The sequence below is a fragment of the Nocardia lasii genome, from assembly GCF_042658545.1.
Classification (GTDB): Bacteria; Actinomycetota; Actinomycetes; order Mycobacteriales; family Mycobacteriaceae; genus Nocardia; species Nocardia lasii.
The window spans coordinates 161,071-183,360 of record NZ_JBHSQN010000010.1; the positions used below are offsets into that span (position 1 = coordinate 161,071).

A 22,290-nucleotide genomic window follows, 5' to 3' on the forward strand; every position below is an offset into this window, starting at 1 on the left:
GTATCCTGGTAGTCGTCCGCAGTCTGGTGCACAGGGGGTCGTGGTGATCGTCGTCGTCGCGGACGAGAGCGAACTCGAAGGCGCGGAGCAGATCGTCGGCGCCGCCCTGCGTGACCAGGCTTTTCAGGCCGGTGGGGTGGTCGCGTTCCGGTGCCATGTGCCCGAGAGTCGCGGTGGGTCGGTCGAGGTCGACGCACTGGTGTGCACGCCGCAGAGCGTGACCATCGTGGAGGTCAAGGGATTCACCGCGCGCCAGGAGGGCACGCTCGCCACCCCGCCGAACGGGCCGTGGACCATCGACGGCGAACCGGCCGCGCTCTACCACGCCGTGCGGGTGCCGAATCCGTTCGTGCAGGTGCGCAGGCAGGTGTTCGCCGCGAAGAGCCTGCTGCAACAGACCGGGATCTTCGGCTGGGTGAACGCGGTGATCGCCCTGGTCCCCCAGCCCGGCGCGGAGATCACCATCGAGGAGACCCGGATCGCCGACGGGTACCGAGCGGTGCTGGTCGATCGCGACGACGCCTCGCCCCTGCACGACTATTTCCAGGCCGAGAGCGGGCGGACGGTCCGACTCAGTGTCGACGACGTGACGCGGGTGTTCGGCGCGCTGAATCTGGGCCACCTGCTGCCGAGTGCCGATGAGCTGATGGCGCAGGGTTTTCCGGCCACCTTGGATCCGGCCGCCACCACCCGACCCGCCGCACCCACCGCCGTCGAACTCGGTTCGGGCGCCGCCGAGTCGTCGGACCCCGCTGCCGGGCAAGCGGATTCGTCGCGTGCCGCCCAGGCCGCCACACCCGCCTTCCTGGCGGCGATCGATCGACTCGCCCCGCGCACTCCCCCGACGGAGCGGATGGCGACACCGAGCACTTCCACGGAAACAGTGGAAACACCCGCTGCGAGTGGAGAATTCATGGGGACACGATCCGACGATTCGGGAATCGATGGTGCTACCGAGCCTATCGACACTGCGGAAGTCGACCCGGCTATACCGGAACCTGATGCGGTTGAAGAGGATTCAGTAGGCGACATCGCGGCCGAAGGTCAGGCCGGCATTGCCGACGAAAGTGATGCGGCGAACATCGCCGGTGCCGAAGCTGATTCAGCTGGGACCGACGAGAAGGGTTCGGGGACGGCCGAGAGTGCTGAACCCGAGCGACCCGTCGAGTCATCGACGCTCGTGTCCGCTTCGCTGGCGCTCGCGGAGGGCGACACCGACCTGGTGGCGCGGTCCGCCGATACCGATGTGCTGTCAGATGACGACCGGGCCGAGCTCTCGGGCACAGAACCGACAGACACCGAACCCCTCGATGTTCGGACAGCCGAAGCGACGCCGAGCGAGGCCGATTCGCACAGTGCCGACGCAGATGGCGATGGCGATGGCGATGGCGATGGCGATGGCGATGGCGAGCATGCCGAAAGCACTGTCTCGCTGAGCAAATCACCTTCCGGGGCCGAACCGAACCCGAGAGAACCGGGAGACGTTCCCGCTCCGGACCCCGCCGGTGCGGAATACGGGCGCGACCCACGCACCGACCAGGGCACATCGACCGACGCGGACCACACCGCCGACCCACGCACCTCATCCGGCCAACGCATCCCAGCGGCAACCGCCACCGTGCTCGGCGCGGCGGCAGGGATCGGCGCGGCGGCGGCCTTCGGCTCCTCGAGGTCGGCTGACGCCACCGGTGCCGAACCCGATGCGGCACCAGTCGGCTCCGCGGGCACGGCCGCCGACACCAGGGCCGCGACCAGTTCGGCGCCACTCGGCGCCGCGAGGTCGGCCGACGACATCACCGCGTCACCTGATGCGGCGAACACCACGACGGAATCCGGTGCGGCGCCCCCCGGCACCGCGAGGGCCGAGGCCACCGGCGCGTGGCACGGCTCGCCCGCGCCCAGCGGCACCGCCACTCTCGCGCCCCCGCACAGCCCACCCGAACCCGAAGTCCCCCAGCAGGATCCGGCGCACTGGAGCGACTGGGTCGAGGGTGATCGCACCCTGCGCCGGACGACGCTGACCGAGCGGCTGCGGGGGTTGCGTGGCGGGGACGGGCCGTCGCTGCGCGAGCGGTGGCACAACCGTCCCGTGGCGGAGCGCAGCGGGCCGCGTCGGAGTCTGCGGATCGGGCCGGGGGTGGCGTTGGTGCTGTTCATCGCCCTGTTCGGGTTCGGGTTCTTCGCGATCACCGCCGTGCAGGCCAGTCGGTTCGAGATGTCGGACTACGACCGGATGTGCGGTGCGGACAAGAAGCCGTTCCCCAACGCCGCGGCCTACGAGCGCCACGGTGCGAGCCCGATCTACCTGTCCGGCCATCTCACCTCGATGGTCCGCCCGGACGACCCGACCGCGTGGAACCCGACCGACACCTCCTCGGTGCAGCTCATCGCCTGCATGAAGCAGCTGGAACTGCGCGAACTCGTCGAGACGTGCCAGTACGATCCCGTCCCCGGGGCCGCGATCGGACGCACCGTCAACCTGTTCCGGGCGACCTACGAGATCGCGGTCTACGAACTGCGCACCGGGCGCGAAGTCGCCAAGGCCACCATGCTCGGCGAACGCTATTCCGACGACCCGTCCAATACCGACCCCGTGCGCTGCCGCGCCGCCGCCGACGCCGACGACTACCTCGGTCGACGCCTCGGCCAGCCCTCGGCCGACCAACTCACCGGATTCCTGTCCCCGCTGGTCCACACCCCGCGCTGAATCCCTTGACCTCGAGCGCACTCGAGGTAGCAGGATCGCTGGCGTGCCCCGCGCACACCCGACACCGCGCCCACCCAGCGACGGTCGAGCCCCCGCCGGTTTCCTCGTACACCCACCGGCCGGGGGCCGTCGGGACATCGACGACAACAGCCGCGCATCCGAATCGGATACGCGGCTGTCGGACAACGGGATTCAGGCCGAGACGGCGATTTCCCATTCGTAGATCGTCAATTCCGAGGAACCGGTGGTGTGCACCGGGTCGGAGTGCGCGAGAGCGGTGGCGGCGGACAGGCTTTCGGCCAGGATGACGTAGGCGCCACCGGTGCCGTCGGTGAACCGGCCGCTCTCCTGCAACTGGCCCTTGGCGAGCAGTTCGCGCAGGAAGTCGCGGTGCGGTTCGATCACCGAGGCGTCGAAGCGCGGCGTGCGCATCACCATCACCAGGTACTTATTCGCCACTGTCGGCCTCGGGACGCACGGCCCTGGTCGCGGCCGCGGCGGCCCGGACCTGGGGCGCCACCTGCACGACCTGGCCGAGCACACCGTTCACGAACGACGGCGAGTCGTCGGTGGACAGCTCCTTGGCCAGCTCGACGGCCTCGTCGACCGCGACGACCGGGGGCACGTCGGTGGCGTGGAACAGCTCCCACACCGCGATCCGCAGGATGGCCCGGTCCACGGCCGGCAGCCGCTGCAGAGTCCAGTCCTGCAGGTAGCCCTCGATGGTGCCGTCGACCCGGTCGAGGTCGTCGGCGACACCTTCGACCAGGGTGTTGGTGTAGGCGTGCACGGGGGCCACGCTCTGATCGCGAGTCGCCAGATCGGCGCGATCGGCGAGCAGCACGGAGACGTCGACATCACGCGCCTCCGCCTCGAACAGCAGGTCCACGGCCCGACGACGGGCCTTGTGGCGCGCGCCGAGCTTCTTGAACGAGCCCTTCTTGTCTGCCGAGGAGTCCGTCACGATCAGCCGTTGACGCGGCCGAGGTAGCTGCCGTCGCGCGAGTCGATCTTGAGCTTGTCGCCGGTGTTGATGAACAGCGGGACAGCGACCTCGGCGCCGGTTTCCAGGGTGGCGGGCTTGGTGCCGCCGGTGGAGCGATCGCCCTGCAGACCGATGTCGGTGTGCTGCACGACCAGCTCGATGGTGACGGGGAGCTCCACGAACAGCGGCGCGTCCTCGTGCACGGCGACCTGCACGCCCATGTTCTCCAGCAGGAAGCGCGCACCGTCACCGATGGTGGCCTCCGGGATGGAGATCTGGTCGTAGGTGTCACCGTCCATGAAGATGTAGTCGGTGCCGTCGTGGTACAGGTAGGTCATGTCGCGACGGTCGACGGTCGCGGTCTCGACCTTGACGCCGGCGTTGAAGGTCTTGTCGACGACCTTGCCGGACACGACGTTCTTCAGCTTGGTCCGCACGAAGGCGGGGCCCTTACCCGGCTTCACGTGCTGGAATTCGACGATCTGCTGAAGCTGACCGTCGATCTTCAGCACAAGGCCGTTCTTGAAGTCGCTGGTGTCCGCCACTGTCTTCGGATCTCCTCGTTCGGTGTACTACGTACTGGGGTCTACTGCGTTTTCTCGCTCGCCGATCACTCGACGACGATCAAGTCCTTGCTGGTGCGGGTGAGCAGTTCCGGGCCCGCTTCGCGCACCACGAGCGTGTCCTCGATCCGGACCCCGCCGCGGCCGGGAAGGTATACACCAGGTTCGACGGTCACCGCCACACCAGCGAGAAGTGTACCGGTACTCGTTTTCGCCACTCCGGGTGCTTCATGGATCTGCAGGCCGACGCCGTGGCCGAGACCGTGCACGAACTGCGGTCCGTACCCGGCGTCTTCGATGATCGAGCGGGCCGCGGCATCGACTGCACTGGTCTCGATCCCGGGCGCGAGCGCCTCGGTGCCCGCGCGTTGCGAGCGCGCGACCAGCTCGTAGATCTCGCGCTGCCACTCGGCGGGCGCGCCGAGCACCAGGGTACGGGTCATATCGGAGTGGTAGCCGTTGACGACGGCGCCGAAGTCGAACTTCACGAAGTCGCCCGCGGCCAGGATCGCGCCGGTGGGGCGGTGATGCGGGATCGCGGAATGGGCGCCCGCGGCCACGATCGTCTCGAAGGAGATCGCCTCGGCGCCGTGTTCGAACATCGCCCACTCGAGCTCGCGGGCCACCTGGCGTTCGGTGCGACCGGGACGCAACCCGCCGCGCTCGAGCAGGGTGGCCAGCGCGGCGTCGGCGGCGTCGCAGGCCGCGGCGAGCTGGGCGACCTCGTAGTCGTCCTTGACCATGCGCAACTGTTCGACCAGGCCGGAGGTGGGGACCAGTTGCAGGCCGGTGCGCAGTTCCTGCAGGTGCGCGTGCTGCTCGACGGTGACCACGTGGCTCTCGAAACCGACGCGGCCCAGTTGCCATTCGCCGGCCAGTTCGAGGATGCGGCGCGCGGTGGCCCGGCTGATCTCGGCCTGCAGGTCGGGAACCTGTTCGGCGACCTGGGCCGAATAGCGGCCGTCGGTGCCGATGACGGTGCGGTCCTCGGCGCCGCGCATATCCCACGAGTGCACCAGCACAACGGCATTGGACCCGGTGAAGCCGGTGAGGTAGCGGATGTTGACCAGGTCGGTCACCAGCAGCGCGTCGACACCGTTTTCCACCAGCAGGCTCCGCAGGGCACCGCGGCGGGCCGCGTAATCGGGAGCCGTGTAGTCAGCGCACATGTGTCAACGCTACCGCCCGCACCGCGACACGTCGGCACGAGTCACCGCGATTTCGGCGGCCGTGGCCGACTGGATACGGAGTTGTTCACATGCGACGAAGTTATCCACATTCTTCGATACGGGCCGTTTTCGCGGGGGCGGGCGCAGCACGATCGATCCATGACCACTGCCGCGTTCTGTTGCCTCGTCGCCTGGTGCTTGCTCCTGGGCGTGATCGATGTCCATGCCCGTCGGCTGCCCAATGCCCTGACCGGGATCGGTGCCGTCGCGGTGTTCGCCTTCGCCGTCTCGATCGGGGAATTGGAGGCCGCGCTGATCGGCGCGGCCCTGCTCACGATGCCCTATCTGGTCACCCATCTCATCTCGCCCGCCGCGCTCGGCGCCGGGGACGTGAAACTCGCGGTCGCGCTCGGGGCGGCCGCGGCCATCGCGGGGCCGCCCGCGTGGGCGTGGGCCGCCGTCGCCGCGCCGGTGCTCACGGCCACGGCGGCGGCGGTGCTGCTCGGGCGTGATCGGGTGCGGGCCATGCTCGGGTCGCCGCCGGAGCGGGCGGCACCAGGGCCACGGTTGATTCCGCACGGTCCGGCGATGTGCCTGGCCACGGTGAGCGCGATGGTGCTGGCATGACGGCCGCGGCGACACGCCACGAACGAGACAGCACGGGGGCCGGAAACTGGCCGATTCGGGTGGATGACGGCGGTGGGCGACACCGCGCGGCCGCGCGCACCGGCGACGTGCCGCTCATCACGTCGGCCCGCGTTCCCGACCGTGGGCGCCGACATGGGAAGATGGTCGGCGTGTTGCGCTGGATAACCGCCGGAGAATCCCATGGTCCCGCTCTCGTCGCCCTCCTGGAAGGGATGGTCGCCGGAGTCGAGGTGACATCGGACGATGTCTCCGCACAGCTCGCCCGCCGCCGCCTCGGCTACGGGCGCGGCGCCCGGATGAAGTTCGAGGCCGACAAGGTCACCCTGGTCGGTGGCGTGCGCCACGGCCGCACCATGGGCGGACCGGTCGCGATCGAGATCGCCAATTCCGAGTGGCCCAAGTGGACCGAGGTGATGTCGGCCGATCCGATCGACGAGACCGAGCTGGCAGGCATGGCGCGCAACGCGCCGCTGACCCGTCCGCGTCCCGGTCACGCCGACTACTCGGGCATGCTCAAGTACGGCTTCGACGACGCCCGCCCGGTGCTCGAGCGGGCCAGTGCCCGCGAGACCGCGGCCCGCGTCGCCGCGGGCACCGTCGCGCGCAACTTCCTGCGTCAGGCGTTCGGCGTCGAGGTGATCTCGCACGTGGTGTCGATCGGCACCGCGGCCAACACCACCGGTGTCACGCCCGGCCCGACCGATCTCGACGCGATCGACGCCAGCCCGGTGCGCGCGTTCGACGCCGACGCCGAAGCCGCCATGATCGCCGAGATCGAGGCCGCGAAGAAGGACGGTGACACCCTCGGTGGTGTCGTCGAGGTGATCGTCGACGGCCTGCCGATCGGGCTCGGCTCGTTCACCAGCGGTGAGCAGCGGCTGGATTCGCGACTCGCCGCCGCGCTCATGGGCATTCAGGCCATCAAGGGTGTCGAGGTGGGCGACGGTTTCGAGACCGCGCGTCGGCGCGGCAGCCTGGCCCACGACGAGATGCGTCCCGGCCCCGACGGCGTGCTGCGCTCGACCAACCGCGCAGGCGGTCTGGAAGGCGGCATGACCAACGGTGAGGCGCTGCGCGTGCGCGCGGCGATGAAGCCGATCTCCACGGTGCCGCGCGCGTTGGCGACCGTGGACATGTCCAGCGGCGAGGAAGCCGTGGCCATCCACCAGCGCTCCGATGTGTGCGCGGTGCCCGCCGCGGCCGTCGTGGCCGAATCGATGGTGGCGCTGGTGCTGGCGCAGGCCGCGTTGGAGAAGTTCGGCGGCGACTCGCTGGCCGAGACCGTCGACAACATCACCAGTTACGTCAAGCGGATCGGCAGCCGCCCGCACGTGCCCGCGGACAGCCGTATCCCGTGACCGAGCAGGGGCAGCAGGGGTCCGCAGCGCACGGCGACGCGGACCCCGCACCGGCGACCGTCGAGGGCGCGAGCTCCGAGGGTGCGGACCGGGGCTCCCCGCTGGCCAGGGTCGTGCTGGTCGGGCTGCCCGGTTCGGGTAAGTCCACGATCGGGCGCAAGCTGGCCAGGGAACTGGGCCTGCAGCTCTACGACACCGACGCCGGCATCGAGGCCGATACCGGGCGCACCATCCCCGACATCTTCGCCACCGACGGTGAGCCGGAATTCCGCCGGATCGAGGAGCAGGTGGTGCGCCGCGCGGTGCTCACCCACGACGGCGTGGTGTCGCTCGGCGGCGGTTCGGTGCTGTCGGCGCGGACCAGGGAACTGCTACGCGACGCGACGGTCGTGTACCTGGAAATCAGTGTGTCCGAAGGGGTTCGGCGCACCGGCGGGGGCAATTCCCGGCCGCTGCTCAACGGTGTCGACCCGGGGGCGAAATACCGGGATCTGATGCGTGAGCGTCGCCCGCTGTACCGGGAGATCGCCACCGTGCGCGTGCGGACCGACGGGCGAAGTCCCGGTCGGGTGGTGCGGATGATCCTGACCAAGCTCGGGCTGGAATCGGTCCGCACCGATGTCGAGCTCGCGCGTCCGGCCAGCGGAAGTGCCGCCGCCCCTTCGGGTTCGGTGGGCGCCAAAGCGGGCACGGGCAGCAACCGGTCCAAGAATCGTCGACGCGCCAGGGCTCGGGCGGCCGCGCGGCGCGACGGGGTCGAACAGGCGAGCACGTCACCACTCGAACGCCGTGCTGCCGGTGGCATTCGGCATCGTTCGGCCGCAGCGTCATCCGGCCAGAACGAGACCGCCACGCCCCAGGACAGCGGCGCGCGAACCGGTGCCACGCCCGGCACCGAGCCGCGCGGGACTCGCCGGTCGCGACGGTCGCGGTCGCGGCGCGGTGGTTCGCGCCTCCGTTCCACGGGCGCGGCCGCCCCGAACGCGGACGCGACGCGTGGCCAGGGCGAGCGGGGCGGCGGTCCTCGGGCCGACGTCGAGAATCAGCCGGGAACGCGCGGCGCGGGCCAGAGCGCCCGGGTCGGCGACCGTGGGGTCGGCGGGGCGGGCCCGCGCCGCGTTCGCGTCGCCAAGCGGTCGGACAGGCACGGGGCCGAACGGCAGGCCGATCCCCGTGGCACGGGCCGGGCCGGAGCCACCGGCGCGGCCGTACCGGACACCGCGTCGGGCACTCGGGACGGCGCACAGCCGTCCGGTGAGCGGCCCGGACAGGGTGGGGACACAGATCGCACCACCACCAGCGAACGCCGTCGCCGCGGGCAGCCGCGGCGGCGCGGCGGACGACGCATCAGCAACGACCAGAAAGAATCGGAGCAGCGCACGTGAATGAGCCGTCCATCATCGAGGTTCGCACCGCCGACCCGTACCCCGTGATCATCGGCCGGGGGCTGCTCGGCGATCTCGTCGACTCGGTCACCGCGGGCAACGCGGTGCGGACCGTGGCGATCTTCCATCAGCCGCCGCTGGCCGAGACCGCCGAGGCGGTGCGGACCGCGCTGGCCGACAAGGGCATCGACGCGCATCGCATCGAGATCCCCGACGCCGAGGACGGCAAGGAGCTGGCCGTGGCCGGCTTCTGCTGGGAGGTGCTGGGCCGGATCGGGCTCACCCGCAACGACGCCATCGTGAGCCTGGGCGGCGGCGCGGCCACCGACCTGGCCGGTTTCGTGGCCGCCACCTGGATGCGCGGGGTGCGCATCGTGCACGTGCCGACCACGCTGCTGGCGATGGTCGACGCGGCCGTCGGCGGCAAGACCGGCATCAACACCGAGGCGGGCAAGAACCTCGTGGGCAGCTTCCACGAGCCCAGCGCCGTGCTGGTCGACCTGGCGACGCTGGAAACGGTGCCGCGCAACGAGATCGTGGCGGGCATGGCCGAGATCATCAAGGCCGGTTTCATCGCCGACCCGGTGATCCTCGACCTCATCGAAGCCGACCCCGAGGCCGCCCTCGACCCCACCGGCGACGTGCTACCCGAACTGATCCGCCGCGCCATCCAGGTCAAGGCCGACGTGGTCGCCGCCGACCTCAAGGAATCGAGCCTGCGCGAGATCCTCAACTACGGCCACACCCTCGGTCACGCCGTGGAGCGGCGCGAGCGCTACCGCTGGCGGCACGGCGCCGCCGTCGCCGTCGGCCTGGTCTTCGCCGCCGAACTCGGCCGCCTGGCCGGGCGCCTCGACGACGCCACCGCCGATCGTCACCGCGCCATCCTCGAATCGGTCGGCCTGCCGGTGAGCTACGACGCCGACGCGCTGCCCCACCTCATGGACGCCATGCAGACCGACAAGAAGACCCGTTCGGGCGTGCTGCGCTTCGTGGTCCTCGACGGTCTGGCCAAGCCGGGTCGCCTCGAGGGACCGGACCCGTCACTGCTGGCCGCCGCCTACTCCGCGATCGCCCGCGAGGCCACGCCGGGCGGTCCGATTCTGCTCTGATCGACGACCGTGCGTGCCCGCTCCGCGAGCGCGGCACGCACGGTCGAGCTGCCCCGATGTGCCCCTGGGCGACCCCCGGCCGCGGTTGTTCGCCCGCACAACGGAACTCGCGGTGCTTCACCGCACACCGGTTGGTACAGTCCGCGCTATGAGGGACGTTCGTTTCACACGTAGGACAATGCTGCGCGCGACCGGAGCAGGCATCGCGGTCGGCGCGGCGGGGATGGGGATGGGGTCCGCCACCGCGGATCAGGGGAAGACCGCGGTCGTGATCGGCAGCGGATTCGGCGGCGCGATCGCCGCGTACCGCCTGGGTACGGCGGGTATCAAGACGGTGGTGCTCGAGCGCGGACAGCGCTGGCCGATCACCGACGCGGGCGACACGTTCTGCTCCAGCGCCACGCCCGATCGTCGCGCCGCCTGGTTCAGCGATTCGCCGGTGCTCTCGCCGGTGCAGCAGATCACCAAGATCGAGCGCTACGCCGGTGTCCTCGACGCGGTCCGCGGCAACGGCCTGGTGGCGCTCTACGGCGCCGGTGTGGGCGGCGGCTCCCTGGTGTTCGGCGGGTTCCTCGCCCAGCCGCGCCGCCGCGATTTCGAAGCGAGCTTCCCCCGCGACCTCGACTACACCGAGCTCGCCGAGATCTACTACCCGCGAGCCCGCAAGAACCTCGGCGGCAGTCCCCTGCCCGCCGACATCCTCGCGCATCCGTCCTACGTGGGCGCGCGCTCCTGGCTCGCCGATATCGCCGACTCGGGTCTGGAACCGCACTTCTTCGACTTCGCCATCGACTGGGACATCGTGCGGGCCGAACTCGCGGGCGAGCGCGTGCCCTCGATCATGATCGCCGAGATGAACAACGGCACGAACTCCGGCGCCAAGAACAGCGTCGACCGCAACTACCTGGCCTGGGCCGAGCAGACCGGCAACGTCACCGTCAAGGCGCTGCACGAGGTCACCGAGATCAAGGAATCCGGGCGGCAGTTCACGATCGCGATCCGCCAGATCGACGAGTTCGGCGCCACGGTCGGCACCTCCCAGGTCGTCGCCGACTACCTGTTCATGGCGGCGGGCTCGTACTACACCCCGGCGCTGCTGGTCTCGGCCAAGGCCAAGGGGCACCTGCGCAACCTCAACGAGCATGTCGGCCAGGGCTACGGCACCAACGGCGACTTCCTGTTCAACCGGCTCAACAACCGGCGCCCGTACGGCACGACCCACGGCGGTCCCGGTGTGGCGCTGGTCTACGACGACGCCCACGAGGGTGGTTCGGTCTCGATGGCGTGGCAGGCGGTGCCCCCGGTCGGCGGGGTCGACCTGAACAGTCTCACCACCCACCTGATCATCACCGACCCGCACCACCGCGGTTCCATCGACTACAACGCCGACCTCGGACGCGCCGAACTGAACTACCGCTGGCCCGAGGGCAACGAGGCCGACCTGCGTTCGCAGTGGATGGCGGGCCGGTTCAAGCAGTTCGCCGACGACCGACACGGGTTCACCGCCAACGGTGTGCCGGTGTGGCCGCGCCAGATCGGCATGGGCAGCTACTCGAGCTACCACGGCCTCGGCGGCATGGTGATGGGCAAGGCCTGCGCCACCGACGGCACCGTGCACGGCTACGACAACCTGTTCGTGGTCGACGGTTCGCTGCTGCCCGGTTCCGCCGCGCTGGTCAACCCGTCGCTGACGGTGGCCGCGGTCGCCGAACGGTGCATGGACAAGTTCTTCGCGGCAGGCCGCTGAGACGACGGGGTGCCGGGCGAGCCCGCCCGGCACCCCGTGTCGTCAGGCCCCGCGTCGGCTCAGGACGCGGTGGCGAGTTCTGCCGCGGGCGAAGCGGATTCGTCCGGTCGCCGGGCGTGGCCGAGGGCGACGCCGGCCAGCGCGGGCAGGAACACGAGCAGGAAGATGAACGACGCCGCGGAGCTCAGCTCGTAGAGCAGCCCGGCGTCGCCGAGTTCGATGCCGGGAGCCTGGTCGAGCAACCAGCACACCGCGCAGCTGGTGAGGCCGGTGAGGGCGGCGGCGGCGAGCCAGCCGACGGTGCGGGCCTCGGCGTGCGCGCGACCGTCGCGCATCCCCCAGGCCACCACGACCGCGAGGATCGTGACGAGACAGGCTGCGCGCCACAGGGTTCCGTAGGTGGGCAGGGAGCCCATCGCGAAGCCGAGCAAAACGCGCAGGGCGACCACCAGGGCGCTGAGGACTACGGCGCGGAACACCCATGCGGTCATGGTCAACACCTTAGCGAGAGAAAACTAGAACCGGTATCAATTCCGTGGATCGGCGATGGCCGCCGCCATCGCCTCGCGCGGCGCCGGCCGCCCGGTGAACTGCTCGACCTGACCGTAGGCCTGGTTCACCAGCATCTGCAGCCCACTGACCACCGTGTGCCCGGCGTCGGCCACCGCGCGGGCCAGCGGCGTCGGCCACGGGTTGTAGATGGCGTCGAGCACGACCGGCGCGGCCGCGACCGACGCGGCGATCACCGCGGCCGCCTCGGCGGGCACCGTACTGACCACCGCCCCGGCCGACGCGCACGCCACCCGGACCCGCTCGGCGTCGAGCGCGACGACCGTGGCCACCATGCCGAGCTGATCGGCCAATTCCAGCGCGCCACGCGCCCGTCCGGCATCGCGGGCGACCACGGTGACCGTCTTCGCGCCGAGTTCGGACAGCGCCAGCAACGCGGGCCGCGCCGTACCACCGGCGCCGAGCACCACGGCCTCGTCGATGGTCGAGACCCCGCCACCGCGCAGCGCGCCGAACACGCCGTCGACATCGGTGCAGTCCGCACGCCACCCGGACTCGGTGCGCACCAGCGTATTCGCGGAACCGACCAGCACGGCACGCTCGGTGCGTTCGTCGGCGACCGCCAGCGCCGCCTCCTTGCCCGGCATCGTCACCGACAACCCGACCCATTCCGGGCCGAGTTCGCCGACGAGTCCGGGCAGGCGCGCGGCATCGCAGTCGATCCGCTCGTAGGTCCAGTCCAGGCCGAGCGCGCGGTAGGCGGCCAGGTGCAGCTGGGGCGAGCGGGAATGCGAGATCGGTGAGCCGAGCACGGCGGCCTTGCGCACGCTCATCAGCGCCCGCTGTCGAGGATGCCGCTGTTCTGGGCCTGGGTGACCAGCCGCAGGTGCTCCTGATAGGAGTCGGCGAACTTCGTGGTGCCCTGCTTGTCGACGGTGACGAAGTACAGCCAGGCGCCGGGCTCCGGGTTCTCCATGGCGCTGAGCGCGGCCACCGACGGCGCGGAGATCGGCGTCCGCGGCAGACCTTCCATCGCGTAGGTGTTCCAGGCGGTCTTGCGGGCCCGGTCGGCGTCGGTGGTCGCCACCTCGGTGGTGTCGAGGGTGTAGTTCACCGTCGAGTCGAACTGCAGCATCTGACCGATCTCGAGGCGGTTCAGGATCACCCGCGCCACCTTGCCCATGTCCTCGGGCTTGGCCTCGCGTTCGACCAGCGAGGCGGCGACGAGGGTCTCGTAGGGGGTCAGCTCGGTCCTGGCGCCGGACTGCAACAGCCCGGTCGCCTCATAGGCCCGCACGCTCGAGGTGATCAGTTGGCGCAGGATCTGCGTCGGGGTGGCGCTGGGGTCGAAATCCCAGGTGCCCGCCGCGATGAGCCCTTCGAGCTGACGGGCCCGCTCCGGGCAGTCCCGCACGCCCTGCGTCGCCCATTCGGGCACGCCCAGCGCGGCCAGGTCCAGGCTCGCGCCCGCGGCGTCGAGGTCCTCGTAGCGCACGCACTTGCGTTCGGGGCCCAGGCAACTGGCCTCTTCGATCTTGCGGTAGATGCCGTCGTAGCGGCCACCGGTGCCCACGTCGTGCTTGTCGTGCAGCAGGCGACCCTCGGACACGACCACCTTGCCGACCCGGGACTGACCACCGACGAGCGCGGCGACCGCGTCGGCGGCCGGACTGCGCTCCCCGATCGCGTAGAACCCGGGCTGCACGCCGCTCATGGCCGAATTGCGCACGGCCGCTTCGTAGAACGCCGCCGAGCTGGCGACGATGCCCTTGTCCTTCATCGACACCGCGATCTCGGTGGCGGTGTCGCCGGAGTGCACCTGGACCACCGCGAGCGGTCCGGGCGGGCCCGCGAAATCCTCGGCGGGGGTGAAACCGCTCATCAGTTTGTACCCGGCGAAACCGCCGGCGGAGACGACCAGCACGGCGAACACCGCCGCGATCACCCACATGTTGCGGCGACGCTTCTTACGTTCGGCCGCCTTGCGCGAGGCGATCCGCGATTTGGCGCGGCTCGACGCCTTGGTTCGACCCGACGACGCCCCGCGTCCACGCTCGGGCGCGGGCCGTCGGCCGATGCGCTGCGGTGGCGCGACCGGTTCGGACTCGGGCTCGGGTGCGGTCGTCTCGTCGACGACCTCGTCCTCGTAGCGGGGGATGACGTCGGTGCCGTCCTCGTCCCACTCGCCGCGGTCGGGCGCCTCACGGTCGTCGGGGCGGACCGCGCGGGCATCGAGGCCCCAGTCATCGCGACGGGGGTAGCGCCGATCGGCCTCGCGCGCTCGATAGCGCTCCTCGGCCCTGGCCCATCGGTCGGTCATAGATCATCTCCGACCGCGTTCGCCGTCTCTGTTGCGTCCTTCACCATCGAACTCCGCTCGTCCAACCATCCTTGCAGGATCGACACGGCTGCCGCCTGGTCGATCATCTGCCGCTGGCCACGTGCGCGAACTCCACTGTCGCGCAGCGCACGTGCAGCAGACACCGTAGTCAAACGTTCGTCGGAAAGACGTATCGGAATCGGGTCGATCACCCGGCGCAACTGCTTGGCAAACTTGCGAGCGATCCCCGCCGCGGTGCCGTTTTCGCCGCGCAATGTCCGTGGCAGGCCGATGATCACCTCGACCGCCTCGTACTCCCGCACAATCTCGGCAATTCTCGCGATATCGGCGGGTGGGCCGCCCGCGCGTCCCGATTTGGCGCGCGCGACGGTTTCCACCGGGGTGGCGAGGATGCCGTCGGGGTCGCTCGAGGCGACCCCGACGCGCACGCTACCGACGTCGATCGCGATCCGCCGACCCCGACCCGGATCGGTGGCCGGGTCGGGGCGGTCGGCGGATTCGGCGTCGGGTGAACCAGAAGTGGTCATCAGCCGGCGAGTTCGGCCACCCGGGCGCGGACCGCGGCCAGACCGGCCGGGATGCCCGACGGATCCGAACCGGCGCCCTGCGCCATCTCCGGCTTGCCGCCACCGCGCCCGGCGATGCTGGGGCCGAAGGCGCCGACCAGATCGCCGGACTTGAAGCCCAGGTCCTGCGCGGCCTTGTTGACGGTCACCACGAACGGCGCCTTGCCGTCGACATTGCCCAGCAGCACCACCACGGCGGGATCGGTGCCGAGGCGGCCACGGATGTCGGTGGCCAGGGTGCGCAGGTCACCGGCCGACACGCCCTCGGGCGCGGCGGCGGCCACCAGGCGCACCGAACCGACCCGCTCGGCCTGCTCGGCGAACGTGCCCGCCGAGGACAGCACCGCGGCGATCTTGGTGCGCTCCAGCTCCTTCTCGGCCACCTTGAGCCGCTCCACGAGCTGCTCCACGCGCCCGGGTACCTCGTCGGAGGGCACCTTCAGCGAGGACGCCACACCGGCCAGCAGCGCGCGCTCCTTGGCCAGGTACTTGTAGGAATCCAGGCCGACGAAGGCCTCCACGCGCCGCACGCCGGAACCGACCGAGGACTCACCCAGCAGGGTGATCGGGCCGATCTGCGAGGAGTGCTCCACGTGGGTGCCGCCGCACAGTTCCATCGAGAACGGGCCGCCGATCTCCACGACGCGCACCTCGTCGCCGTAGTTCTCGCCGAACAGGGCCATCGCGCCCATTTCCTTGGCCTTGGGCAGGTCGGTGACGAAGGTGTTCACCGGGAAGTCCGCGCCCACCGCGTCATTGGAGACGGCCTCGATATCGGCCTTCTGCTGCTCGGACAGCGAACCCTGCCAGTTGAAGTCGAAGCGCAGATAGCCGGGCTTGTTCAACGAACCGGCCTGCACGGCGTTGGGGCCCAGGATCTGACGCAGCGCGGCGTGCACCATGTGCGTGCCGGAGTGGCCCTGGGTGGCGCCGCGACGCCACGCCGGATCGGCCTGGGCGAGTACGACATCGCCCTCGGTGATCTGGCCCTGCTCGACGGTGGCCTTGTGCACCCACAGCTTCTTGGCGATCTTCTGCACATCGTTGATCTGCAACTTCACGCCGTTGGCGGTGATGGTGCCGCGATCGGCGATCTGGCCGCCGGACTCGGCGTACATGGGGCTGCGATCGAGGATGACCTCGACGTTCTGCCCGGCCGTGGCGACCGGCACCCGCACGCCGTCGGCGATCAGGGCCAGCACGTTGGCCTCGGAGGTGAGCTCGTCGAAACCGGTGAACTCGGTGGCGCCGCGATCGACCAGTTCCTTGTAGACGGTGAGGTCGGCGTGGGCGTGCTTGCGGGCCTGGGCGTCGTCCTTGGCGCGCTTGCGTTGCTCGGCCATCAGCGAACGGAAACCGTCCTCGTCCACCGAAAGGCCCGCCTCGGCGGCCATTTCGAGGGTCAGGTCGATCGGGAAGCCGTAGGTGTCGTGCAGGGCGAAGGCGTCGTCGCCGGTGATCTGCTTGCCGCCCTTGGACTTCACCGCGGAGGCGGCGTTGTCGAACAGGGTCTCCCCGGTGTTGAGGGTCTTGAGGAAGGCCATCTCCTCGCCGACCGACACGGTCTCGATACGGGAGAAATCGGTGGCCAGTTCCGGGTAGGACGGGGCCATCAGGTCGGTGACGACCTTGATCAGCTCGGCCATCACCGGCTTCTCGGCGCCCAGCAGGCGCGCCGAACGCACGATGCGACGCAGCAGGCGGCGCAGCACGTAACCGCGACCGTCGTTGCCGGGGTTCACGCCGTCGGCGATGAGCATGGCGGCGGTGCGGGCGTGGTCGGCGATCACGCGGAAGCGCACGTCGTCGGTGTGATCGGTGCCGTAGGAGCGGCCGGTGAGCTGCTCGGCCTTGTCGATGATCGGGCGCATGAGGTCGGTCTCGTAGACGTTGTCCACACCCTGGAGCAGGAACGCCACCCGCTCGACGCCCATGCCGGTGTCGATGTTCTGCTTGGGCAGCGGGCCCAGGATCTCGAAGTTGTCCTTGCCGATGCCGGCGCCGCGCTCGTTCTGCATGAACACGAGATTCCAGATCTCGATGTAGCGGTCCTCGTCGGCCTCCGGGCCGCCCTCGACACCGTATTCGGGGCCGCGGTCGAAGTAGATCTCCGAGCACGGGCCACACGGGCCGGGAATGCCCATCGACCAGTAGTTGTCGGCCATGCCGCGACGCTGGATGCGGTCGGCGGGCACGCCCATCTCGAGCCACATGCGCTCGGCCTCGTCGTCGTCGAGGTAGACGGTGACCCACAGTCGTTCGGGGTCGAAACCGTAGCCGCCGTCCTCGACGCTGTCGGTGAGCAGCGTCCAGGCCAGGGTGATGGCCTCGCGCTTGAAGTAGTCACCGAAGCTGAAGTTGCCCGCCATCTGGAAGAAGGTGTTGTGGCGGGTGGTGATGCCGACGTTCTCGATGTCGAGGGTGCGCACGCACTTCTGCACGCTGGTCGCCCTCGCCCACGGCGGGGTCTGCTGACCGAGGAAATACGGAACGAACTGCACCATGCCCGCATTGACGAACAGCAGGTTCGGGTCGGCCAGGATCAGCGAGGCACTGGGGACCTCGGTGTGTCCGGCACGGACGAAATGGTCCAGGAACCGTCGTCGAATCTCGTGGGTCTGCACGAATACCCAGCCTACCGGTGCCCCGCACGTGGTTTTTCATCGACCGGGGTGGTTTACGCCACCCCGGCCTCACTCGCCGCGCACGATGCGGCGCAGTTTCTCCACGCGGGGACCGATGGCGCGTTCGTTGCCGTGCTCGGTGGGCAGGTAGTAGTCGGTGCCGACGAGTTCGTCGGGCGGGTACTGCTGGGTGACCACGCCCTCGCGGTACTTGTGCGGGAACTTGTAGCCCTGCGCGTTGCCGAGCAGGGCGGCGCCGGCGTAGTGGCCGTCGCGCAGGTAGGGCGGGACGGCACCGGCCTTGCCACGGCTGACGTCGTCCATGGCCTTGCCGATGGCGGTGGTCACCGCGCCGGACTTGGGGGCGGTGGCGAGATGGATGGTGGCCTGGGCCAGCGCGAGTTTGCATTCGGGCAGGCCGACCTGCGCGACCACCTGGGCGGCGGCGGTGGCGGTCTGCAGGGCCATCGGATCGGCCATGCCGATGTCCTCGCTGGCGTGGATCATCAGGCGCCGCGCGATGAAGCGCGGGTCCTCCCCCGCGGCGAGCATGCGGGCCAGGTAGTGCACGGCGGCATCGACATCGGATCCGCGAATGGACTTGATGAAGGCGCTGATCACGTCGTAGTGCTGATCGCCCGCCCGGTCGTAGCGCACGGCGGCCTTGTCGACGGTCGCCTCGACCAGTGCCAGATCGACGGTCCCCTCGGTGGCGGATTCGGCCGAGGCCTCCAGGGCGGTCAGCGCGCGGCGCGCGTCGCCACCGGCGATCCTGACGATGTGTTCGATCGCGTCGTCGGTGACGGTGAGGGCGTCGGCCAGGCCGCGCGGATCGTGGATCGCGCGGGCGAGCACGGCCCGCACATCGTCGGGGGTGAGCGGTTGCAGTTGCAGCACCAGCGAGCGCGACAGCAGCGGCGACACCACCGAGAAGGACGGGTTCTCCGTCGTCGCGCCGACCAGCAGCACGATCCGGTTCTCCACCGCGGCCAGCAGGGCGTCCTGCTGGGTCTTGGAGAACCGGTGGATCTCGTCGATGAACAGCACGGTCTGCTCGCCGGCGGTGAGCCTGCGCCGGGCCAGGTCGATGACCGCCCGCACGTCCTTCACGCCGGCCGAGAGCGCCGAGAGCGCCTCGAATCGACGCCCGGTGGCCTGCGACAGCAGCGAGGCCAGGGTGGTCTTACCGGTTCCGGGCGGACCGTAGAGCAGTACCGACGCCGCGCCGGAGCCCTCCACGAGTCGGCGCAGCGGCGAGCCCGGCCCCAGCAGATGTCCCTGCCCGATCACCTCGTCGAGGTTCGCGGGACGCATCCGCACGGCGAGCGGCGCACCCGAATCGCGACGGAACACCGCGTCGGCGCCGGATTCGGCGGAGGCGTGTTCGCCGGGCACGTCGAAAAGGCTGTCGCTCACGTGTGCAGGGTACCGAGACCCTCGGACAGGTTGCCGACACGCTCGGCGGGACTTCGCGGTCGACCAGCACGTTTCCTAAAAGTGGACAATTGACCAACTCTTGCGTGTACGACTTGCGCGGACGGCCCCGATGGGATGTGATCGCTGATCGTGGTCGAAAACAACAGCGCCGTCACCTCCCCGCCGTCCGGACACTTCGCCCGCCGCACCCTGTTCGCCGGGACGACGGCAGCGGCGGCGGGCGCGGTGCTGGGCACCGCCGCCCCCGCGCACGCGAGCGGTTCGACCTTCCGACACGGTGTCGCCTCCGGCGATCCGCTGCCCACCGCCGTCATCCTGTGGACCAGGGTCACCGTCGCCGAGGACGCCACACCCGGTTCCGGGATCGGCGCGGCCACGCCGGTGCGCTGGGAGATCAGCACCGACCCCGACTTCGACGCCACGGCGGCCTCGGGCACCGTGACCGCCTCGACCGACACCGACCACACCGTCAAGGTCGACGCGACCGGCCTGGCCCCCGGCCGGGACTACTTCTACCGCTTCACCGCGCGCGGGGAGACCTCCCCCGTGGGCCGCACCCGCACCGCGCCCGCCCTCGACGCCGAGCTCGACCGTCTGCGGCTGGGCCTGGTGTCGTGCTCGAACTGGGAAGCCGGCTGGTTCGGTTCCTACCGGCACCTGGCCGCACGCACCGACCTCGACGCGATCGTGCACCTCGGCGACTACATCTACGAGTACGCGCGCGGTGCCTACACCGGCCGCAACGGCGCGGTGCGCGCCCACGATCCGGTCAACGAGATCGTCACCCTCGCCGACTACCGCACCCGCCACGGCCAGTACAAGACCGACCCCGACCTGCTGGCCCTGCACGCGAAGCTGCCGTTCATCTGCACCTGGGACGACCACGAGTCGGCCGACAACTCCTGGCGCGACGGCGCGGAGAACCACGACCCCGCCACCCAGGGCGACTGGGGCGACCGCAAGGCCGCCTCGGCACGCGCCTACCTCGAGTGGATGCCGGTGCGCGCCACCCGCTCCGACGGCCAGGTGCAGATCTACCGACGCCTGCGCTTCGGCATGCTGGCCGAACTGTCGATGCTGGATCTGCGCAGCTACCGCGACGAGGAGGCCGGACCGCTCGCGGGCTGGCGCCACGCCGACGACCCGAGCCGCACCCTGACCGGTCGCGCCCAGATGGACTGGCTCACCGCCGGACTCACCTCCGCGCCCACCCACTGGAAGCTGATCGGCAACTCGGTGATGGTGGCCCCGCTGGTGTTCCCGCCGCTGGAATCCGCCACCACCCAGGCGATCACGACCGCGCTGGGCCTGCCGCAGGGCGGCATCACCGTCAACGGCGACCAGTGGGACGGCTACACCGCCGACCGGCGCACCCTGTTCGACGCCATCGCCGCCAACCAGGTCAGCGACGTCGTGTTCCTCACCGGCGACATCCACACCTCCTGGGCCGCCGACCTGCCGCTGAACACCGCGAACTACCCGGCGGGGCCCACCGTGGGCGCGGAGTTCGTCATCCCCTCGGTCACCTCCTCGAGCGTCGGCGACCTGTTGAAGGTGCCGCCGCGCACCGCCTCGGTCCCCGCCGAGGAAGCGATCAAACTCGCCAACCACCACCTGCGCTATGTGGAGCTCGACTCGCACGGTTTCGGTGTGCTCGAGGTGACCCCGACCCAGACCCAGATGGACTGGTTCTACGTCGCCGATGTCACCGACCCGGTCTCGGGTGTGCGACACGGGATCTCGTTCGCCGTCCCCAGCGGCGGCCGGATCGAGCAGCGCCCCACGCCACTGACCTGACCGCGCGCGCCACCCCGGCCGGATCAGGCGCCTTCGGCGGCCAACTCCCGCTTCCATTCCCGGAAGCCCTCCTCGGTGCGGCCGCGCCGCCAGTAGCCCGAGATCGACAACCACTTGGGCGCGATCGCGCGTTCCTTGCGCAGGTAGGGCCGCAGCTGCCGCATCACCGCGTCGGCCTCGCCGTGCACGAACGCCTGCACCTGGCCCGGCAGCCACTCGGCCGCCCGCACGGCCGCGACCAGCGGGGAGTGCGCGCCGGCCAGCTCGTCGGGAATCCGGTCCGAACTCATCCCGCGATGCACCCAGTGCACTCGCGCGTCCGCTGCCGAATCGAGCGCGATCTCGTCCTCGGGACCACCGACCTCGACGAACACCAGCGCGGGCACACCCGCGGGCAGTGCCTCGAGGGTGGCCGCGATCGCGGGCAGCGCGGACTCGTCACCGGCGAGCAGGAACCACTCGGCCGCCGGATCGGGCGCGAACGCGCCGCCGGGCCCGAACAGCCGGAACCGCTCGCCGGGTTCGACCGCGCGCGCCCACGGACCCGCGATCCCCTCGTCGCCGTGCACCACGAGATCGATACTGATCGCGCGTGTTTCGGGGTCGAAGGACCGCACGGTGTAGGTCCGCAGCACCGGCTGACTCTCGGGGCCGAGCGTCGCGCGGATCGTGTCGAGATCGAACGGCTCGGGGTACTCGACACCGGGCACCGGGAAGATCACCTTCACGTACGCGTCGGAGAACTCGTTGGGCGTGAATGCCGCAGGCTCGACGGTGCCGACCACCCGCACCAGGTGCGCGCCCAACCACTGCTTGTCCACGACGGTCACGACGATCGACTTCGGCACGGGCACTCCCCACTCCACGGTTCTCGAACGTTCACCGACGCTACCCGCGTCGAGTCGAAAAGTGGGGAGCTCCCTGCGCGGCTACTCCGACCAGCGTTCCTCGAGCATCGCCGAGACCTGTTCGGCGAAGTCGCCGACCGCGTCGTCACCGGTCATCCTGGCGTCCTCGGCCAGCGCCGACCAACGGTTGATCAGCGCCTCCGAACGCGGCACCGACAGTCCGTGTTCGCGGGCGGTGGCGATGCGGGTGTGATCGGCGGGCAGGAACCAGTAGGTGGACAGCCACACCCAGATCAGTCGGGCCTCGAGGATGCGTTCGGCCAGCACGTCGTCGTCAGCCAGCGAGGGCCAGACCCCCACCACCGCCGAACGCCACGCCTCGACCATCTCCCTGGCCCGCCCGCGCGAGAGTTCGAAATCGCACAGGCAGCCGGGGAACGAGACCAGCGCGTAGGCGATGTCGAGGGTGGCGTCGCGGAAACCGCCCCACTCG

Annotated in this window: 17 protein-coding genes and 2 pseudogenes; 7 read left to right on the plus strand and 12 right to left on the minus strand. The window is 70.3% G+C overall.

All coding sequences use genetic code 11. The features are described from left to right. The first annotated feature begins 40 nt into the window (after positions 1 to 40). Positions 41 to 2,707 (plus strand): NERD domain-containing protein, encoded by a 2,667-nt coding sequence (locus tag ACFP3H_RS15310; RefSeq protein ID WP_378605963.1) that lies wholly within the window; start codon positions 41 to 43, stop codon positions 2,705 to 2,707. Between the two features lie 192 nt (positions 2,708 to 2,899). Here ACFP3H_RS15310 and ACFP3H_RS15315 read toward each other — a convergent pair whose 3' ends face one another. From ACFP3H_RS15315 to ACFP3H_RS15330, 4 genes are all read right to left on the minus strand, one after another. After that, positions 2,900 to 3,166: a YciI family protein gene (locus ACFP3H_RS15315; RefSeq protein ID WP_378605966.1), complete on the minus strand. Its 267-nt coding sequence runs from the start codon at positions 3,164 to 3,166 to the stop codon at positions 2,900 to 2,902. Beyond that, positions 3,156 to 3,671 (minus strand): transcription antitermination factor NusB, encoded by a 516-nt coding sequence (nusB, locus tag ACFP3H_RS15320; protein WP_378605969.1) that lies wholly within the window; start codon positions 3,669 to 3,671, stop codon positions 3,156 to 3,158. Before nusB ends, ACFP3H_RS15315 begins: the two co-directional genes overlap by 11 nt. A gap of 2 nt (positions 3,672 to 3,673) precedes the next feature. Continuing rightward, the gene (gene efp, locus ACFP3H_RS15325; RefSeq protein WP_378605972.1) at positions 3,674 to 4,237 is read right to left on the minus strand and encodes an elongation factor P; all 564 of its coding nucleotides are present in this window, start codon (positions 4,235 to 4,237) and stop codon (positions 3,674 to 3,676) included. Between the two features lie 65 nt (positions 4,238 to 4,302). Beyond that, positions 4,303 to 5,424: a M24 family metallopeptidase gene (locus ACFP3H_RS15330; protein WP_378605975.1), complete on the minus strand. Its 1,122-nt coding sequence runs from the start codon at positions 5,422 to 5,424 to the stop codon at positions 4,303 to 4,305. Between the two features lie 159 nt (positions 5,425 to 5,583). Between ACFP3H_RS15330 and ACFP3H_RS15335 the strand changes: the two genes are divergently transcribed. The 5 genes and pseudogenes from ACFP3H_RS15335 to ACFP3H_RS15355 all read left to right on the plus strand — a co-directional run bounded on the left by ACFP3H_RS15335 (position 5,584) and on the right by ACFP3H_RS15355 (position 11,674). After that, a complete protein-coding gene (locus tag ACFP3H_RS15335) occupies positions 5,584 to 6,051 on the plus strand; it encodes a prepilin peptidase (RefSeq protein WP_378605978.1) in 468 nt (155 codons plus the stop codon). A 170-nt stretch (positions 6,052 to 6,221) separates the two neighbouring features. Continuing rightward, on the plus strand, positions 6,222 to 7,430 hold the full coding sequence (aroC, locus tag ACFP3H_RS15340) for a chorismate synthase (RefSeq protein ID WP_378606424.1): 1,209 nt from the start codon (positions 6,222 to 6,224) through the stop codon (positions 7,428 to 7,430). A 101-nt stretch (positions 7,431 to 7,531) separates the two neighbouring features. Continuing rightward, positions 7,532 to 8,161: pseudogene (locus tag ACFP3H_RS15345) on the plus strand (shikimate kinase); the annotation flags it as partial. Positions 8,162 to 8,811: 650 nt separating this feature from the next. Continuing rightward, on the plus strand, positions 8,812 to 9,927 hold the full coding sequence (aroB, locus tag ACFP3H_RS15350; protein WP_378605981.1) for a 3-dehydroquinate synthase: 1,116 nt from the start codon (positions 8,812 to 8,814) through the stop codon (positions 9,925 to 9,927). A 148-nt stretch (positions 9,928 to 10,075) separates the two neighbouring features. Next, the gene (locus tag ACFP3H_RS15355) at positions 10,076 to 11,674 is read left to right on the plus strand and encodes a GMC oxidoreductase (RefSeq protein ID WP_378605984.1); all 1,599 of its coding nucleotides are present in this window, start codon (positions 10,076 to 10,078) and stop codon (positions 11,672 to 11,674) included. A gap of 59 nt (positions 11,675 to 11,733) precedes the next feature. On the opposite strand, the gene ACFP3H_RS15360 is transcribed toward ACFP3H_RS15355, so the two are convergent. The 6 genes from ACFP3H_RS15360 to ACFP3H_RS15385 all read right to left on the minus strand — a co-directional run bounded on the left by ACFP3H_RS15360 (position 11,734) and on the right by ACFP3H_RS15385 (position 19,131). Beyond that, on the minus strand, positions 11,734 to 12,165 hold the full coding sequence (locus ACFP3H_RS15360) for a B-4DMT family transporter (protein WP_378605987.1): 432 nt from the start codon (positions 12,163 to 12,165) through the stop codon (positions 11,734 to 11,736). Between the two features lie 36 nt (positions 12,166 to 12,201). Continuing rightward, the gene (locus ACFP3H_RS15365; protein WP_378605990.1) at positions 12,202 to 13,017 is read right to left on the minus strand and encodes a shikimate dehydrogenase; all 816 of its coding nucleotides are present in this window, start codon (positions 13,015 to 13,017) and stop codon (positions 12,202 to 12,204) included. Then, positions 13,017 to 14,504, minus strand: coding sequence for an endolytic transglycosylase MltG (mltG, locus tag ACFP3H_RS15370; RefSeq protein WP_378605993.1), 1,488 nt, complete (start codon positions 14,502 to 14,504; stop codon positions 13,017 to 13,019). Before mltG ends, ACFP3H_RS15365 begins: the two co-directional genes overlap by 1 nt. Further along, the gene (gene ruvX / locus ACFP3H_RS15375) at positions 14,501 to 15,052 is read right to left on the minus strand and encodes a Holliday junction resolvase RuvX (protein WP_378605996.1); all 552 of its coding nucleotides are present in this window, start codon (positions 15,050 to 15,052) and stop codon (positions 14,501 to 14,503) included. Before ruvX ends, mltG begins: the two co-directional genes overlap by 4 nt. Next, complete coding sequence (gene alaS, locus ACFP3H_RS15380; RefSeq protein ID WP_378605999.1) at positions 15,052 to 17,715, minus strand: alanine--tRNA ligase; 2,664 nt, start codon at positions 17,713 to 17,715, stop codon at positions 15,052 to 15,054. The genes ruvX and alaS overlap by 1 nt, the downstream gene beginning before the upstream one ends. Before the next feature lie 69 nt (positions 17,716 to 17,784). Then, positions 17,785 to 19,131, minus strand: coding sequence for a replication-associated recombination protein A (locus tag ACFP3H_RS15385; RefSeq protein WP_378606002.1), 1,347 nt, complete (start codon positions 19,129 to 19,131; stop codon positions 17,785 to 17,787). Positions 19,132 to 19,281: 150 nt separating this feature from the next. On the opposite strand from ACFP3H_RS15385, the gene ACFP3H_RS15390 reads away from it, so the two are divergent. After that, a complete protein-coding gene (locus ACFP3H_RS15390) occupies positions 19,282 to 20,949 on the plus strand; it encodes an alkaline phosphatase D family protein (protein ID WP_378606005.1) in 1,668 nt (555 codons plus the stop codon). A 23-nt stretch (positions 20,950 to 20,972) separates the two neighbouring features. Here the strand turns inward: ACFP3H_RS15390 and ACFP3H_RS15395 are convergent, their stop codons facing one another. Together ACFP3H_RS15395 and ACFP3H_RS15400 are read right to left on the minus strand one after the other, a co-directional pair. Next, the gene (locus ACFP3H_RS15395; protein WP_378606008.1) at positions 20,973 to 21,797 is read right to left on the minus strand and encodes a siderophore-interacting protein; all 825 of its coding nucleotides are present in this window, start codon (positions 21,795 to 21,797) and stop codon (positions 20,973 to 20,975) included. 81 nt (positions 21,798 to 21,878) lie between these two features. After that, positions 21,879 to 22,290 (minus strand): annotated as a pseudogene (locus ACFP3H_RS15400) (kinase); the annotation flags it as partial.